13 protein-coding genes are annotated in these 15,434 nt (G+C 69.7%); 3 read left to right on the top strand and 10 right to left on the bottom strand.

Annotated elements, in window-relative coordinates; genetic code table 11:
* Window positions 1–1,251 (top strand): alkaline phosphatase family protein (locus G6021_RS03470; protein WP_182640666.1); only part of this gene is annotated, 1,251 nt, incomplete at its 5' end.
* Window positions 1,252–1,274: 23 nt separating this feature from the next.
* On the opposite strand, the gene aspS is transcribed toward G6021_RS03470, so the two are convergent.
* The gene (aspS, locus tag G6021_RS03465; protein ID WP_182616487.1) at window positions 1,275–3,077 is read right to left on the bottom strand and encodes an aspartate--tRNA ligase; all 1,803 of its coding nucleotides are present in this window, start codon (window positions 3,075–3,077) and stop codon (window positions 1,275–1,277) included.
* A gap of 233 nt (window positions 3,078–3,310) precedes the next feature.
* Between aspS and G6021_RS03460 the strand changes: the two genes are divergently transcribed.
* Complete coding sequence (locus G6021_RS03460) at window positions 3,311–4,222, top strand: neutral zinc metallopeptidase (RefSeq protein ID WP_182616485.1); 912 nt, start codon at window positions 3,311–3,313, stop codon at window positions 4,220–4,222.
* A 15-nt stretch (window positions 4,223–4,237) separates the two neighbouring features.
* Here G6021_RS03460 and hisS read toward each other — a convergent pair whose 3' ends face one another.
* Both hisS and G6021_RS03450 read right to left on the bottom strand, forming a co-directional pair.
* On the bottom strand, window positions 4,238–5,518 hold the full coding sequence (gene hisS / locus G6021_RS03455) for a histidine--tRNA ligase (RefSeq protein WP_179525369.1): 1,281 nt from the start codon (window positions 5,516–5,518) through the stop codon (window positions 4,238–4,240).
* A gap of 48 nt (window positions 5,519–5,566) precedes the next feature.
* A complete protein-coding gene (locus tag G6021_RS03450; protein WP_182640665.1) occupies window positions 5,567–6,232 on the bottom strand; it encodes an MBL fold metallo-hydrolase in 666 nt (221 codons plus the stop codon).
* A gap of 204 nt (window positions 6,233–6,436) precedes the next feature.
* Between G6021_RS03450 and G6021_RS03445 the strand changes: the two genes are divergently transcribed.
* Window positions 6,437–7,366: a peptidylprolyl isomerase gene (locus tag G6021_RS03445; protein WP_182609388.1), complete on the top strand. Its 930-nt coding sequence runs from the start codon at window positions 6,437–6,439 to the stop codon at window positions 7,364–7,366.
* Between the two features lie 24 nt (window positions 7,367–7,390).
* Here G6021_RS03445 and G6021_RS03440 read toward each other — a convergent pair whose 3' ends face one another.
* The 7 genes from G6021_RS03440 to ruvA all read right to left on the bottom strand — a co-directional run bounded on the left by G6021_RS03440 (window position 7,391) and on the right by ruvA (window position 15,331).
* On the bottom strand, window positions 7,391–9,754 hold the full coding sequence (locus G6021_RS03440) for a bifunctional (p)ppGpp synthetase/guanosine-3',5'-bis(diphosphate) 3'-pyrophosphohydrolase (RefSeq protein ID WP_182640664.1): 2,364 nt from the start codon (window positions 9,752–9,754) through the stop codon (window positions 7,391–7,393).
* Between the two features lie 45 nt (window positions 9,755–9,799).
* Window positions 9,800–10,357 carry an adenine phosphoribosyltransferase gene (locus tag G6021_RS03435; RefSeq protein ID WP_182640663.1) on the bottom strand — a complete coding sequence of 186 codons (558 nt, stop codon included), beginning with the start codon at window positions 10,355–10,357 and terminating at the stop codon, window positions 9,800–9,802.
* The gene (secF, locus tag G6021_RS03430) at window positions 10,354–11,409 is read right to left on the bottom strand and encodes a protein translocase subunit SecF (protein ID WP_182640662.1); all 1,056 of its coding nucleotides are present in this window, start codon (window positions 11,407–11,409) and stop codon (window positions 10,354–10,356) included. Before secF ends, G6021_RS03435 begins: the two co-directional genes overlap by 4 nt.
* Window positions 11,406–13,067, bottom strand: a complete 1,662-nt coding sequence (gene secD, locus G6021_RS03425) for a protein translocase subunit SecD (protein WP_182609392.1) — start codon at window positions 13,065–13,067, stop codon at window positions 11,406–11,408. Before secD ends, secF begins: the two co-directional genes overlap by 4 nt.
* Before the next feature lie 147 nt (window positions 13,068–13,214).
* On the bottom strand, window positions 13,215–13,520 hold the full coding sequence (gene yajC, locus G6021_RS03420) for a preprotein translocase subunit YajC (RefSeq protein ID WP_179525376.1): 306 nt from the start codon (window positions 13,518–13,520) through the stop codon (window positions 13,215–13,217).
* Between the two features lie 96 nt (window positions 13,521–13,616).
* A complete protein-coding gene (ruvB, locus tag G6021_RS03415) occupies window positions 13,617–14,732 on the bottom strand; it encodes a Holliday junction branch migration DNA helicase RuvB (protein ID WP_206682188.1) in 1,116 nt (371 codons plus the stop codon).
* A complete protein-coding gene (gene ruvA / locus G6021_RS03410) occupies window positions 14,732–15,331 on the bottom strand; it encodes a Holliday junction branch migration protein RuvA (protein WP_179525377.1) in 600 nt (199 codons plus the stop codon). Before ruvA ends, ruvB begins: the two co-directional genes overlap by 1 nt.
* Between the last annotated feature and the right edge of the window lie 103 nt (window positions 15,332–15,434).

Raw genomic sequence — 15,434 nt, 5'->3', positions numbered from 1 at the left:
CTGGCCGGGGCCGGCGTGGTCGCCGCCGCGGGCGCGGTGGGGGTCACCCTGCTCGCCGACCCCGCTCCGGTCTGGGCCAACCCCACGCGACCGGTCGCCGACGACCTCGACGTCTACGTTCTCGTCACCGACGGGATGCGGCCCGACGAACTCAACCCCGTGCAGGCCCCCACCCTGCACCGGTGGGCCTCGGAGGGGACCAGGTTCACCGACGCGTCGTCGGTGATGATCGCCGAGACGCTCCCCAATCACGCGGCGATGGTCACCGGGGTCCTGCCCGAGCGCAACGGGGTTCCCGCCAACTCGATCTGGGACCACGCCGCCGGCACCGACAGGACGCTCGACCGGCCTGACGATCTCCGGGCGCCGACCGTGCTCGACCGGATCCGCACCGAGGCGGGCCTGACCACCGCGAGTGTCCTGAGCAAGGACTACCTCCACGGACTGTTCGGCGGGCGCGCGAGCGTCCAGTGGGCGCCGTTCCCGCTCGTCCCCATCACCGACCACTCCCTCGACTGGTTCACCATCGAGGCCCTCAAGCAGACCATCACCGACCACGCCCCCCGGATGACCTTCGTCAACCTCGGCGACATGGACCGCTTCGGACACATGGACCTGTCCGGGACCTCACTCCGCCTGGCGCGCAACCAGGCGGTCGCCAACTCCGACCACAAGCTCTGGGACCTCGAGCAGTTCCTCCGCTCGACCGGCCGCTGGGAGCGCTCGGTGGTCATCGTCCTGGCCGATCACGGGATGGACTGGTCGGAGCCGCTGAGACTGATCAGCGCGGCTGGTGCGATCGAGGCGGACGCCGCGATCCGTGGGCGCTTCGGGATCGCCCAGAACGGCGGGGCGGACACGTTCGCCTACCTCGGTCCCGCTCACGAGCGCGACGCCTCGCTGCGGCGACTGCGTGAGGTCGTGGGCGCGCTGCCGGGGGTCAACCGACTCTACGATCCGGCCGAGCTCTCGCTGGGTCGACTCGGCGGTGACCTGGTGGCCACGTGCCATCCCGGATGGCGCTTCTCCGACCCCACCCCGTTCTCCAACCCGATCCCCGGCAACCACGGGCACGAGGTCACCCTGGGGATCCCGTTCTTCGTCGGCGGCGGGCACCGGATCGTGCGTCGGGGCGGCACCGTCGACCGCCCGGTCCGCACACTCGACGTGGCACCGACCGTCGCCCGGCTGTTCGGCCTGGACCACGCGGGGATGGACGGCCGCCCGGCGCTCGAGGCGTTCCACCTCTGAGGCCGAGGCGGCTGGTCGGGCGGCTACCCGGCTGACGCGGGCTCCGCCTGGGTCCCCTGACCGCGGGTCACGGGCTTGGCGTCGATTCCCGACTCCTTGCGCTGCTGCGTGGTGATGGGCGCGGGAGCGTCGGTGAGCGGGTCGACACCGCCGCCGGACTTCGGGAAGGCGATGACGTCGCGGATGGAATCGGTGCGGGCCAGCAGCGCACAGATGCGGTCCCACCCGAACGCGATGCCGCCGTGCGGCGGCGCGCCGTAGGAGAAGGCGTCGAGGAGGAAGCCGAACTTCTCCTGCGCCTCCTCCTGCGAGATTCCCATGACTCCGAACACCCGCTCCTGGACGTCCTTGCGGTGGATGCGGATGGACCCGCCGCCGATCTCGTTGCCGTTGCACACGATGTCGTAGGCGTACGCCAGGGCCGAACCCGGGTCGGTGTCGAAGGTGTCCAGGTGCTCCGGCTTGGGGGAGGTGAACGCGTGGTGCACGGCGGTCCACGCCCCCGAGCCCACCGCCACGTCACCGGCGGCCGTGGCGTCGTCGGCGGGCTCGAACATGGGCGCGTCGACCACCCAGGTGAACGCCCACGCCTCCGGGTCGATCAGTCCGAGCTTGTCCGCGATCTCACCGCGGGCCGCACCGAGGAGCGCACGGGTGGACTTGACCCCTCCGGCGCCGAAGAAGATGCAGTCACCTGGCTCCGCGCCGACGTGCGCGGCGATCCCGGCGCGCTCCGCCTCCGACAAGTTCTTGGCCACGGGGCCGCCGAGCTCGCCGTCCTGGCCGACGAGGATGTAGGCCAGGCCCTTTGCCCCGCGCTGCTTGGCCCACTCCTGCCACGCGTCGAGCTGACGCCGGGGCTGCGACGCCCCGCCCTTCATGACCACCGCGCCGACATAGGGAGCCTTGAACACCCGGAACGGTGTCTCGGCGAAGAACTCGGTGCACTCGACCAGCTCGATGTCGAACCGCAGGTCCGGCTTGTCCGAACCGAAGCGACGCATCGCCTCGTCATAGGTCATGCGCGGGATCGGCGTGGTGATCCGGTAACCGGCGGTGGCCCACACCTCGGTGAGGATCTCCTCGGCGATCGCGATGACGTCGTCCTGGTCGACGAAGCTCATCTCCACGTCCAACTGGGTGAACTCCGGTTGCCGGTCCGCGCGGAAATCCTCGTCCCGGTAGCAGCGGGCGATCTGGTAGTACTTCTCCATCCCGGCCACCATGAGGAGCTGCTTGAACAGCTGGGGAGACTGCGGGAGGGCGTAGAAGGTGCCCGGCTGGAGCCGCGCGGGGACCAGGAAGTCGCGCGCACCCTCGGGGGTCGACCGGGTCAGCGTCGGGGTCTCGATCTCCACGAAGTCGTGGCGGGCCATGACGCCCCGGGCGGCGGAGTTGACCTTCGACCGCAGCCGTAGCGCGGACCCGGGCCCCTCGCGACGGAGGTCGAGGTACCGGTGACGGAGGCGCGCCTCCTCACCCACCTCGTCGTCGAGCTGGAACGGCAGGGCCGCGGACTCACCGAGCACCTCGAACGAGACCACGTCGACCTCGACCTCACCCGAGGCGAGGTTCGGGTTCTCCGACCCCTCGGGGCGGCGGTCCACGACGCCGGTGACGGAGACGCAGAACTCGTTGCGCAGACGGTGCGCACGCTCGGCGATCTCCTCGGAGCGGAACACCACCTGACACACACCGGTGGAGTCGCGGAGGTCGACGAAGATGACCCCGCCGTGATCCCGGCGGCGCGCGACCCAGCCGGCCAGGGTGACGGTGTCCCCCGCGTCGGCGGCTCGGAGTTGGCCGGCGGAATGGGTGCGCAGCACTGCGGTGGTCCTTTCATCGGGAGACTTCTGGTGGTCTGCGAGCGACCGTCGGACCCACCGCGATCTGGACGGCGGTCTGTCCCGGGCTCTGACGGGGCACAGTCTACGTCCACCGGCGTCGGTTCCCGGTGTCGGCTGCGACAGCGACTCGGCTGCCAATACAGTGTCCCTCGACCGCGGAGGGGCGCGAGCCGGGCTGGACCGGCGACCGACGGGGACGAAGGGCGGCGGACATGACGTTCCGGCAGGGCGGGAGCCTGGACACCAGTGGGGTCTCCGGCGGGGGCCGCGGCGGGCGAGGGGGCCGGCGCGGGATGGCGGTCGGCGGGGGCGTGGGCGGTCTCGCCATCGTCCTGGTCGCGCTGTTCCTGGGCGTCGATCCGGGGCAGCTCGGTCTGGAGAGCGGCGACACCGGCGGCCGGCAGTCCGACTCGGCGCAGCGGTTCCAGACCCACATCGACCAGTGCGACCTCCGGCAGGCCAACACGGATACGGTCTGCCGGATCGTCGCCACCACGGAGAGCCTCGAGGACGTCTGGGGCACCCAACTCCCCGACCAGGTCGGGCTGCGGTGGGTCCAGCCACACACCACCATCTTCACCGGCGACGTCGACACCGCCTGCGGCGCGGCCTCCTCCGACGTCGGGCCGTTCTACTGCCCGGCGGACCAGGACGTCTACATCGACCCGGCCTTCTTCGACGAGGTCCTGGTCGGTCGGCTCGGGGGCTCACCCGCCGGCGCGGCCCAGATGTACGTCGTCGCGCACGAGTTCGGGCACCATCTGCAGACGATGCTCGGTGACATCCGCCGATCCCAGCAGGATCCGCAGGGCGCGTCCTCGGGCGCGGTCCGGGTCGAGCTCCAGGCCGACTGCTACGCCGGGCTGTGGGCCCACTACGCCACCTCGACCCCCGGTCCCGACGGCGGGGAGCCACTGCTGGAGAGCCTGACCCCGCGCGACGTCGACGCGATCATCCAGACCGCCGAGGCGATCGGGGACGACCACATCCAGCGGTCCGGCGGCGCCCGGGTCGACCCCGACTCGTGGACCCACGGCTCGTCGGAGATGCGGCGCCAGTGGTTCCTGACCGGGTACGACCAGGGGTCCGTGGAGGCCTGCGACACCTTCGGCGCGCGGGTGTGATCCCGCGGGGGCGGATCAGGGAGTGACGAGACCGGTGACGTGGGGCACGACCGAGTCCAGCGGGACCGGGGTCTGCTCACCAGTGGACATCGTCTTGACCACGACGGTGCCCGACGCCAGCTCGTTCTCGCCCACGACGAGGGTGACGGCGGCCCCCGACCGGTCGGCGGCCTTGAACGCGCCCTTCATACCGCGGTCGCCGTAGGCCATGTCCGCGCGCAGACCGGCGCGACGGAACTCGGCCAGCACGGGCACCAGCGCGGCCCTGGCCGGCGCGCCGAGAGCGACGCCGTACACGTCCACCCGGCCGCCCGAGGCGTGGTCGATCCCCTCCGCCTGCAGCGCGAGCATGGTGCGATCGACGCCGATACCGAATCCGATCCCGGACAATGCCTGTCCCCCGAGCTGCTCCATCAGTCCGTCGTAGCGCCCGCCACCGCCGATCCCGGACTGGGCGCCGAGTCCGTCGTGGACGAACTCGAACGTGGTCTTGGTGTAGTAGTCCAGGCCTCGGACCATCCGGGGATTGACCTCGTAGGCCACGCCGAGGGCGTCGAGGTGTGACCTGACCTCGGCGAAGTGCGCGGCGCTCTCCTCGGACAGGTGGTCGATCATCAGCGGGGCGCCCGAGAGCTGCGCGCGGACCTCCGGGCGCTTGTCGTCGAGGACGCGCAGCGGGTTGACCCGTGCGCGTTCCCGCGTGGCCTCGTCGAGGTCCAACCCGGCGAGGAACGCCTGCAGCCGTTCCCGGTAGGCGGGCCGGCATGAGTCGTCCCCGAGCGAGGTGAGCTCCAGCCGGAACCCGGTCAACCCGAGGGACCGGAAGGCCTCGTCCGCCACCGCGATCACCTCGGCGTCGAGGGCGGGGTCGTCGATCCCGATCGCCTCGATACCGACCTGCTGCAACTGCCGGTACCGGCCGGCCTGGGGACGCTCGTAGCGGAAGAACGGGCCGGCGTAGCAGAGCTTGACGGGCAGCTGACCGCGGTCCAGGCCGTTCTCGATGACCGAACGCATCACGCCGGCGGTCCCCTCGGGCCGGAGGGTGACGCTCCGTCCGCCACGGTCTTCGAACGAGTACATCTCCTTGGAGACGACGTCGGTGGACTCCCCCACCCCACGGGCGAACAACGCCGTGTCCTCGAAGATCGGCAGCTCGATGTGCCCGTAGCCCGCCCGCCGGGCGGCGGTGGTGATCGCATCCCGGACCGCGACGAACGCGGCGGAGGTCGGGGGGACGTAGTCGGGCACCCCCTTCGGTGCCTTGAGCGCGGTTTTCTTCTGGGTGCCGGTCACGTGTGGTGGGTCCTTGCGTCTCTCGGTGGGTGGTTCGGGGAGGGGGTTCTAGAGGTCACGCAGGAACGGGTTGGACCGCCGTTCCCGGCCGACGGTGGTCGAGGGTCCGTGCCCGGGGAGCACCACCGCGTCGTCGTCCAGCGTGAGGAACTTCTTGGCGATCGACTGCATGAGCACATCGGTGTCGCCCGCGGGCAGGTCGGTACGGCCGACCCCGTCCTGGAACAGCACATCGCCCCCGAGCACGACCGTTCGCCGGCCCTCCTCGGTGTCGACGACGATTCGGAAGGACACCGACCCCGGGCTGTGTCCGGGCACGTGGTCCACGTCGAAGGTCATCGTCCCGAAGCGCAGCGTGTCACCGTCGAAGACCTCGATGACCTCCGCCGGCTCCGTGAAGGTGATGTCCTTGAGCATCGCGGACAGATCGAGCGACAGCCCCTGACCCGGATCCGAGAGCATGACACGGTCCTCCGGGTGGATGTACGCCGGCACGCCGTAGTGGTCCGCGACCTGCTGGGCGTTCCAGATGTGGTCCAGGTGGCCGTGGGTCAGCAGTACCGCCCGGGGCTTCAAGCCCGCCTCGGAGACCTGCCTGCGCACCTGGTCCTCGGCGTCCTGGCCCGGGTCGACGATCACGCAGTCCCCCGCGGCGTCGGACACGATGTAGCAGTTGGTCTGGAACATCCCGGCTGGGAACCCGATGATCTGCACGTCCTGTACTCCTTTTCTCGATCGCCCACGACGTCCGTCGCGAACTGCCGGTCCGACTGGGCGGTACACCGGAGTGGTGTTCAGCCGTCTCGGCCCGACCTGGTAGACAAGACCCCTGGGCTGGAGCGCTGTGGTCTGCTCTGTGAGTCCCCACCGCGGCGTCAGCCGACTGTTCCAGCCTAGTCCAGGTACCCAGGAGGGTCAGTGTCCACCAACCAGGAACGCCGAGCAGAGGCGCGTCAACGCCTGCGCGAGCAGATGGAGGCGCAGGCCCGCCGTGAGAAGCAACTCAAGATCGTCGCGGCGTCGGTCGTCGTCGCGGTCCTGCTGGGGATCGTCGGGGTGGTCGCATGGATCAACTACGACCGCAAGCGCGCGGAGGAATACGCCGCCAACTGGCTGACCTGCGAGTACCCCACCGACACCGAGACCCCCGAGCCGCTCGACCCCGCGGAGTTCGAGGATCAGGGCGCCGAGGTGGTGGCGGAGGTCGAGGAGTTCAACGCGCAGGTCGAGACCGTCAACGACACCAAGCGTGACGCCGAGCCGCCGTCGGGCGACCAGGCCAGGCAGGGCCTGGCGGAGATCACCATCACCACCGACCGCGGTGAGATCCCGATCACGCTCGATCGGTCCGGCGCCCCCTGCAATGTCGCCAGCTTCGTCCACCTGGCCGAGCAGCGGTACTTCGACGACACCGAGTGCCACCGCCTGACCGTCTCGGAGGAGGAGCCCGGTCTGTCGGTCCTCCAGTGCGGTGACCCCACGGGGACCGGCCTGTCCGGTCCCGGCTACTCCGTGGTCGACGAGCCGCCCGCCGCGGATACCCTCGAGCTCGCCGACGACGGTTCGGGCGCCGCCATCTACCCCCGTGGCACCGTCGCCATGGCCAAGTCGCAGGCCCCCGACAGCGCCGGGAGCCAGTTCTTCCTGGTGTACGAGGACTCCGCACTCCCGCCGGAGTACACCGTCATGGGAACGGTCGGGGACTCGGGCCTCGAGGTCCTCGACGACATCGCCGAGACCGGTGTGAGGAGCGATGACCCGACCGACCGGGACAACCAGGTCCCGCGGCGCCCCGTCACGATCGAGACCGTGGTCGTCGACGCCCAGTCGGGGCTCCCCGAGAGGTGAGGCCCGGGGGCCGGGACATCCGGCTCAGTTCGACGTCATCCGGTTGACGTCGAAGACCCCCTCGACACCTCGGACCGTCTGCAGGACGTGTCCGAGGTGTTTGGGGTCGGCCATCTCGAAGGTGAACCGCGAGATCGCCACCCGATCGTCCCCCGCCGTCTGGACGGACGCGGACAGGATGTTGACCTTCTCGTCCGCCAGCACCTTGGTCACGTCCGACAGGAGCCGGTGTCTGTCGAGCGCCTCCACCTGGATCGCCACCAGGAACACCGCACCCGGCTGGGGTGCCCATTCGACCTTGACCAGGCGCTCGGGCTCGCGGTGCAGGTCGGAGGCGTTGGTGCAGTCGGTGCGGTGGACGCTCACCGTGCCGCCGCGGGTGATGAACCCGAGGACCTCGTCGCCGGGCACCGGCATGCAGCAGCGGGCGAGTTTGGCGTGCACGTCCTTGACCCCGCCCACGAGGATCCCGGGACCCGCCGGCGCGGGCCGGTTCGAGGTGATGTTCTTGTCCCGCGAGCGGTCCGCCAGCTCCTCGGTGACCTCGTCGGCGCCCCCGTGGGCGGCGACGAGCCGACCCACGATCTGCTTGGCGGAGACGTGGTTCTCCCCGATCGCCGTGTAGAGCGCGGTGACGTCGGCGAACCCCAGCTCCCGTGCGACACCGGCGAGTGACTCGTTGGAGAAGACCCGGTGGACGGGTACCCCCCCGCGCCGTACCTCCCGGGTGATGAGGTCCTTTCCGCGTTCGAGAGCCTCCTCGCGCCGCTCCTTGGCGAACCACTGGCGGATCGAACTCTTGGCCCTGCCGGACACGACGAACTTCTGCCAGTCCAGGCTGGGGCCCGCGTTGGGGTCCTTGGAGGTGAAGACCTCGACGACCTCGCCGTTCTCCAGCGGCTTCTCGAGCGCCACGAGCTTGCCGTTGACGCGCGCGCCGATGCACCGGTGGCCGACCTCCGTGTGGACGGCGTAGGCGAAGTCCACGGGGGTCGCGCCGACGGGCAGGTTGATCACGTCGCCCTTCGGCGTGAAGACGAAGATCTCCTTGCTGGTCATCTCGAACCGCAGGGAGTCGAGGAACTCGCCCGGGTCGGCGGCTTCACGCTGCCAGCTCAGCAGTTGGCGCATCCACGCCATCTCGTCCACCTCGGCGGGGTCTCCGTGGTGCTTGCCGCGGGTCTCCTTGTACCGCCAGTGCGCCGCGATCCCGTACTCGGCGTTGCGGTGCATCTCGTGGGTCCGGATCTGGATCTCCAACGGCTTGCCGTCGGGCCCGATCACGGTGGTGTGGAGCGAGCGGTAGACGCCGAACCTCGGCTGCGCGATGTAGTCCTTGAACCTCCCCGGCATGGGCTTCCACGTGGAGTGCACCACGCCGATCGCGGCGTAACAGTCCCGCACGTCCTCGCACAGCACGCGGATGCCCACCAGGTCGTGGATCTCGTCGAACTCGCGTCCCCGGACGATCATCTTCTGGTAGATCGACCAGTAGTGCTTGGGGCGGCCCTCGACCCGGGCCTGGATGTGGGCGTTCTCCAGCTCGGCCCTGACCCGGTTGATCACCGTGCCCAGGTACACGTCCCGACTGGGCGCCCGGTCGGCGACCAGTCGCACGATCTCCTGGTACTTCTTGGGTTCCAGGATGGCGAAGGCCAGGTCCTCGAGTTCCCACTTCACGGTGGCCATGCCGAGGCGGTGGGCCAACGGCGCGATCACCTCGAGGGTCTCGCGTGCCTTCTTGACCTGCTTCTCCGGAGGCAGGAAGCGCATGGTGCGCATGTTGTGCAGACGGTCGGCGACCTTGATCACCAGGACCCGCGGGTCATGCGCCATCGCGATGATCATCTTGCGGATGGTCTCCGCCTCGGCCGCCTCGCCGAAGTCGACCTTGTCCAGTTTGGTGACACCGTTGACCAGGTGCCCCACCTCGTCCCCGAAATCCGAGGCGAGGGACTCGAGGGAGTAGTCGGTGTCCTCCACGGTGTCGTGCAGCAGCGCCGCCACGAGGGTGGTGGTGTCCATGCCCATCTCGGCGCAGATGGTCGCGACCGCCAGTGGATGGGTGATGTAGGGGTCGCCTGACTTGCGGAACACGCCTTCGTGCTGGCGTTCGGCCAGCGCATAGGCACGGGCGAGCAGCCCCACGTCGGCCTTGGCGTGGTGGATCCGATGCACACGGACCAGGGGTTCGAGGACGGCGGGCGTGGACGTCACCGTCAACCCGGAGGTGAGGCGGCGCGCCCATCTGGCCCGGACGCGCCGGCCGGCCGATGGCCGCGCACCCGGGATCACCGGGAGGGGTTGCGTGTTGGGTTGGGGCTGCTCCGCGGGCACGGGCTGCGGGCCGGCGCCGACATTCGCGGCGGGATCCTGCCGATTGGTCATGCCGGCTCCTCCCTCCGGGTCCGATCCGTCAACGACGGGCGGTGGTCACGCGACCGTGAGGCAGGTCAGCGGTGTGCCGGCCAGTCTATCCCTACCCCCGAGGCCGGGGACCTCGAGCACCACGGACAGCCCCGCCACCACCGCGCCGCAGTCATCGAGCAGACCGACGGCCGCGCCGAGGGTGCCTCCCGTGGCCAGGACGTCGTCCACCACGAGCACCCGCTTCCCGCGGAGGTCGAGGCCGTCGGCGGGGAGCTCCAACGTTGCCGCCCCGTACTCGAGTTCGTACGAGCGTGAGTGCACGGGCGGTGGGAGCTTTCCCGCCTTGCGGATGGCCAGCACCCCGGTGTGCAGCCGCACCGCGACCGCGCCGGCGAGCAGGAAGCCCCGGGCGTCCAACCCGGCCACGTAGTCCACCGAGCCGATCTCGTGGCCCGCGACGAGCCCCGCCACCACGGCGTCGAATCCCTCGGGATCGGCCAGGACCGGTGTGAGGTCGCAGAACTGGACCCCGGCCGCCGGGAAGTCCTCGACCCTGCGCATCAGTCTCTCGACGGCGGTGACGATGGCCGGCGACACCTCTGTGGCCGTGGGGTCCGTCATGCGGTGGCCCCGACCTTCTCCCGGCGGGCCAGGACCTTGGCGGTCTGGCGCTTGGTGTCAGGGTCGTGTTCCTTGAGGAGCACCAGCAGCGGTGTCGCGAGGAAGATCGACGAGAACGTCCCCGTGATGATCCCGACCACCTGGACGATGGCCAGGTCCAGCAGCGTGCCCACCCCGAGGATCCACACCGCGATCACGAGTAGGGCCAGCAGCGGCAGGATGCCGATGATGGTGGTGTGGATTGATCGCATGAGCGTCTGGTTGACGGCCAGGTTGGCCTCCTCCGCATAGGTGCTGCTGGAGGAGTGTTTGGCTCCGCGGGTGTTCTCCTCCACCTTGTCGAACACGATGACCGTGTCGTAGAGGGAGAACCCGAGGATGGTGAGCAGGCCGATGATCGTCGCGGGTGAGACCTCGAATCCCAGGAGCGAGTAGATCCCCGCAGTGGTGATGACGTCGAAGAACAGCGCGACCACGCCGGCGACCGACATGCGCCACTCGAAGCGCAGCGCCATGTACCCGAACACGATCACGATGAACACCGCGAGGGCGATGATCGCCTTCTCGGTGACCTGCCCGCCCCAGCTCTCGCTTCGTGCCGAATCCCCGATCGCCTCGATCGAGACCTCGCCACTCGCCGCGACGGGCTGGAACTCCTCGAGGAGTGCGAGCTTGGTCGCGTAGATCTCGTCACTGGTGAGGAATCCGGTCTCCACCTCGACGATGCGCGCGGCCCCGGCGCCGACGACCTGGACCGTCTGGGGCTCCTGACCGATCGTCTCCTCGACGACGACGGCCACCCGGCCGGTGTCCGCATCCCCCGCCGGCATCGTCAACTTGGTGCCGCCGGTGAAGTCGATCCCGAAGGTGAACCCTCGGAAGATGATGCTCGCCAGGCAGATCGCGACGATGACGCCGGTGAGGACGAAGTACAGTCGGCGCTTCTGGACGATGGGGAACGCGCCGGTGCCGGTGTAGAGGCGGTTGAACAGACTCTCCGGCTGGTCGGGTCCAGTGGTGTCAGTGGTGTCGATCGTTCCCGGGGCGCTCATCGGCCCTCCTCCTCGGAGTCGTCGCGGCGCGGCAGGATCATCGACACGCCCGGGGTTGCCGGCCCCGGTTCCGAGGGCGGCCCGTCCGGACCGCGCACCGTCGCCGACACGCCTCGGGTCCCGCCGGACTCCGAATCTGGTCCGTCCTTCTCGGCTTCCTGCTCGAGGCGGCGGCGCTCGGCGGAGTCGACCCGCAGGGCCTCCATCCGCCCGAGGCCGTTGGCCCATGGCTTGGTGAACAACGGCTTCGTGGAGGCCAGGTAGACCAGCGGCCACAGCACGGTGAAGGCCACGAGGACGTCCATGACGGTGCTCAGTGCCAGGGTGAAGGCGAAACCGCGCACCTCACCGGTGGCCAGGAGGTACAGCACCACTGCGCCGATCAGACTCACCACGTTGCCGGTGATGATGGTGCGACTGGCGCTCTTCCACGCCCTGGGTACCGAGGATCTGAACCGGTGTCCGTCGCGGAGTTCGTCCTTGATCCTCTCGAAGAAGACGACGTAGGAGTCCGCGGTCATACCGATACCGATGATCAGGCCCGCCACACCGGCCAGGTCGAGGCTGTAGTCCACCGTGTACCCGAGGAACACGAGCATCACGTAGGTGATCAGGAAAGAGATGGCCAGGGAGAGGAACGCGATCACGCCGAGCAGCCGGTAGTACAGGACCGTGTACAGCAGCACCAGCAGGAAACCGATCGCGCCGGCGAGCAGACCGGCCTCGAGGGAGGCCAGGCCCAACGAGGCGGGCACGTTGTCGACGTTCGGGTCCTCGAAGGAGATCGGCAGGGCCCCGTATCGGAGGTTCGCGGCGAGCGCCGCGGCCTCGTCCATTGTGAACTGGCCCGAAATCGACGTTGTACCTCCTACTGGAGTGACTCCCTCGACAACTGGCGCACTTATAACCTGACCGTCAAGAATCATTGCGATTTGCCTGTTGAGGTTCTCTTGAGTCAGACGCGTCCATGTTGCAGATCCCTCTTGCCCGGGCCCAGCAAGGAAGCGAAACGATACTTCATTTCGACCAGATCGCTGATTAATTCCCGATGACACCGAGTCCTTGACGATCTGCTGGCCGTCGAGGCGCTCCCCGTCCTCCGGTTCACCGACAAGCAACGGTACGGGGCCGAGTACGTACTTGGCCCCCTCGCCGCACGCGATCAACGCCTGCGCCTGGTCCTCGAAGCCCGCGGTGATTTCCCTCTCGGGGCACCGGAACTCCGGGAGGCGCTGGGACAGCTCCTGGGGATCGCCCTGACGGACCTCCAGGGCCTCCTCCACCGCGCGGGCGACCGCATCGCGGTCACCGACCGCGGCGTCGACGGGTTCGACGTCCCCCTCGGCGACCGGCTGGACCTCGAGGACGGGGCGGATCGTCAACTGTGAGGTGGTCCCGAGGTCACGGGCCTGGCTCGAGTCCTCGCCGGGAACCGTGAGGACGATGTTGCTTCCCTCAATGACCACCGAGGTCCCGGCCACACCGAGCCCGTCGACGCGATCACGGATGATGTCCTGGGCCAGGCGCAGGTCCTGCTCATCCGGCTGACCGATCGGGATCAACGTGACCCGCGTGCCGCCCTGCAGGTCGATCCCGAGCTTGGGCGTCAGTCCCTTCTCGGCCACGGCGAATGCGGCGAGGAAGAGGACGAAAAACACCAGGGAGAAGACGGATAGCAGAGCCCACGGCCTGGGGCGGGCATCTACGCGTCGAGAACGGACTGGTGACACAGGTGATCTCTCTCGGTCTTCAGCAGAGGCCTCCGGCTGGACGGCCCCATCACACTACTCGCCGGTAGGCGGTCGTCAGGAACCAGCGCCGTCCGTCCCCGCGGCCGACCCGGGGGAGGTACCGGGGTCGAGCTTCTCGCGGATCACCCTGCGGTCCCACTGCGTCCGGACGCCGGGGGCGATCTCCAGGACCAGGCTCTCCTCGGCCACCGACACCACGGTCGCGTGCAGACCCGAGGTGGTGAGCACCTGATCGCCGACCGCGAGGGAGGCCTGCATCTCCTGCAGGTCCTTCATCGCCTTCCGCTGCTTGGAACTCTGGAAGAACATCAGCGCGATGAGCGCCAGGATCATGACGGGCAGCAGTAGTTCCAGTCCCATGCGGCGTCCTCTCGGTTCGGGACCCGTCGAGTCGGGGTCCGAAGGTGTCGGGTCCGGGCGGCGGACCGGTCCCGTTCGAGGATGCCACCTCCGTGGTCACCCGCGCGGGCCGGGTCCCGTCTCGGTCTCGACCGGGAGCATCGGTTCCTCCGGGTCGCGATTCGCGCGGCGCAGCCCCAGGTGCTCCCATGCCGCCGCGGTGGCCACGCGTCCCCGGGGGGTGCGCGCGAGCAACCCCGCACGGACGAGGAACGGTTCGCAGACCTCCTCCAGGGTGCTCGACTCCTCCCCCACGGCCACCGCGAGCGTGCTCAGACCGACGGGCCCGCCCTCGTGCTGGACCAGCAGCGCCCGCAGGACCGCACGGTCGAGCCGGTCCAGGCCCAACTCGTCGACCTCGTAGACGCGGAGTGCCGCGCGCGCGACGGGGACCGTGACCCGCCCGTCCGCCCGGACCTCCGCGTAGTCCCGCACGCGACGGAGCAGGCGGTTGGCTATCCGGGGCGTCCCGCGGGACCGCCCGGCGATCTCCGTCGCCGCCTCCGGCTCCACGGGGATCTCGAGGATCTCGGCCGCCCGGGACACGATTCTCGCCAGGTCCGCGTCCGAGTAGAAGTCCATGTGCGCGGTGAACCCGAACCGATCCCGCAACGGCCCGGTGAGCGCTCCGGACCGCGTGGTGGCCCCGACCAGGGTGAACGGGGCGATCTCGAGGGGAATCGAGGTGGCCCCCGGACCCTTGCCCACCATGATGTCGATCCGGAAGTCCTCCATCGCGAGGTACAGCATCTCCTCCGCCGGGCGCGCGATGCGGTGGATCTCGTCGATGAACAGGACGTCACCCTCGATGAGGTTGGAGAGCATGGCGGCGAGATCCCCCGGCCGCTCGAGAGCGGGCCCGGAGGTGATGCGGAGCGACCCGCCGAGCTCGGCCGCCACGATCATGGCGAGGCTGGTCTTCCCCAGGCCCGGAGGCCCGGAGAACAGCAGGTGGTCCGGGACCACACCACGACGGGTCGCCGCGGTGAGCACCAGCTCGAGCTGCTCGCGGACAGTCTCCTGCCCGATGAACTCACCCAGGTTCCGCGGGCGCAGGGCGCCCTCGACATCGGAGTCGAACGGGGTCGACGCCGCGGACAACTCGGCCTCCGCCCCGTCACCGGCCCCCGGCGTGAACGGCTCCTCGTCCCCGTGCCCGTACGGCCCCGTCATCAGCGCCTACCGAGTGAACGCAACGCCAGCCGCAGGGCCTCCGCCGGGCCGAGGTCCGGATCGGTCGACAGGACGGCGGTCGCGGCCTTCTCCGCCTCCGTGACGGAGAAGCCCAGTCCCTCGAGTGCGCCGGCCACCTCGGTCGCCGCCGGTCCACCCGGCATCCCCGGACCGTCGCCGCCGCCCACGGTGTCGTGCACCGGGCCGACCTTGTCCTTGAGTTCGAGCACCATCCGCTCGGCGGTGCGCTTGCCCACCCCGGGAACCCGCGTGAGCGCCTTGACGTCCTCGGTCCCCAGCGCTCTCACCAGCTGCTCGGGTTCGAGAGTGGCCAGGATGGCCAGAGCCAGACGCGGGCCGACGCCCGAGACCGTCTGGACCGTCGAGAAGAGGCGACGCGCATCGACAGAATCGAAGCCGTAGAGGGTCAGGGAGTCCTCGCGCACCACCAACTCGGTGTGCAGGGTCCCCTCGTCTCCCCGCCGCAGGCCCGCGAGCGCGGCCGGCGTCGCATGGACCAGGACGCCGACACCGCCGGCCTCCACCACGCAGCGGTCCAGACCGATCTCGGCCACCCTCCCCCTGATCGAGGCGATCACCAGCGCACTCCCTTCGTTCGAGCCATCGCCCGTGCCGCTGCCCGGGCGCGTTCCTGATCGGCGGAGCCGGTCCCACCCCGCGCCCGGCCGGCGTCGGCGGCCT

It is taken from the genome of Dietzia sp. CW19 (assembly GCF_014145265.1).
Lineage (GTDB): Bacteria > Actinomycetota > Actinomycetes > Mycobacteriales > Mycobacteriaceae > Dietzia > Dietzia natronolimnaea.
This window is presented reverse-complemented; position numbering and strand designations above follow the sequence as displayed.

What these genes read in the sequence shown, in the direction of transcription:
- G6021_RS03460 (WP_182616485.1), top strand. Translation starts at nt 3,311, where the DNA reads ATGACGTTCCGGCAGGGCGGGAGCCTGGACACCAGTGGGGTCTCCGGC.
- G6021_RS03440 (WP_182640664.1), bottom strand. Translation starts at nt 9,754, where the DNA reads ATGACCAATCGGCAGGATCCCGCCGCGAATGTCGGCGCCGGCCCGCAG.
- G6021_RS03435 (WP_182640663.1), bottom strand. Translation starts at nt 10,357, where the DNA reads ATGACGGACCCCACGGCCACAGAGGTGTCGCCGGCCATCGTCACCGCC.
- secF (WP_182640662.1), bottom strand. Translation starts at nt 11,409, where the DNA reads ATGAGCGCCCCGGGAACGATCGACACCACTGACACCACTGGACCCGAC.
- yajC (WP_179525376.1), bottom strand. Translation starts at nt 13,520, where the DNA reads ATGGGACTGGAACTACTGCTGCCCGTCATGATCCTGGCGCTCATCGCG.
- ruvB (WP_206682188.1), bottom strand. Translation starts at nt 14,732, where the DNA reads ATGACGGGGCCGTACGGGCACGGGGACGAGGAGCCGTTCACGCCGGGG.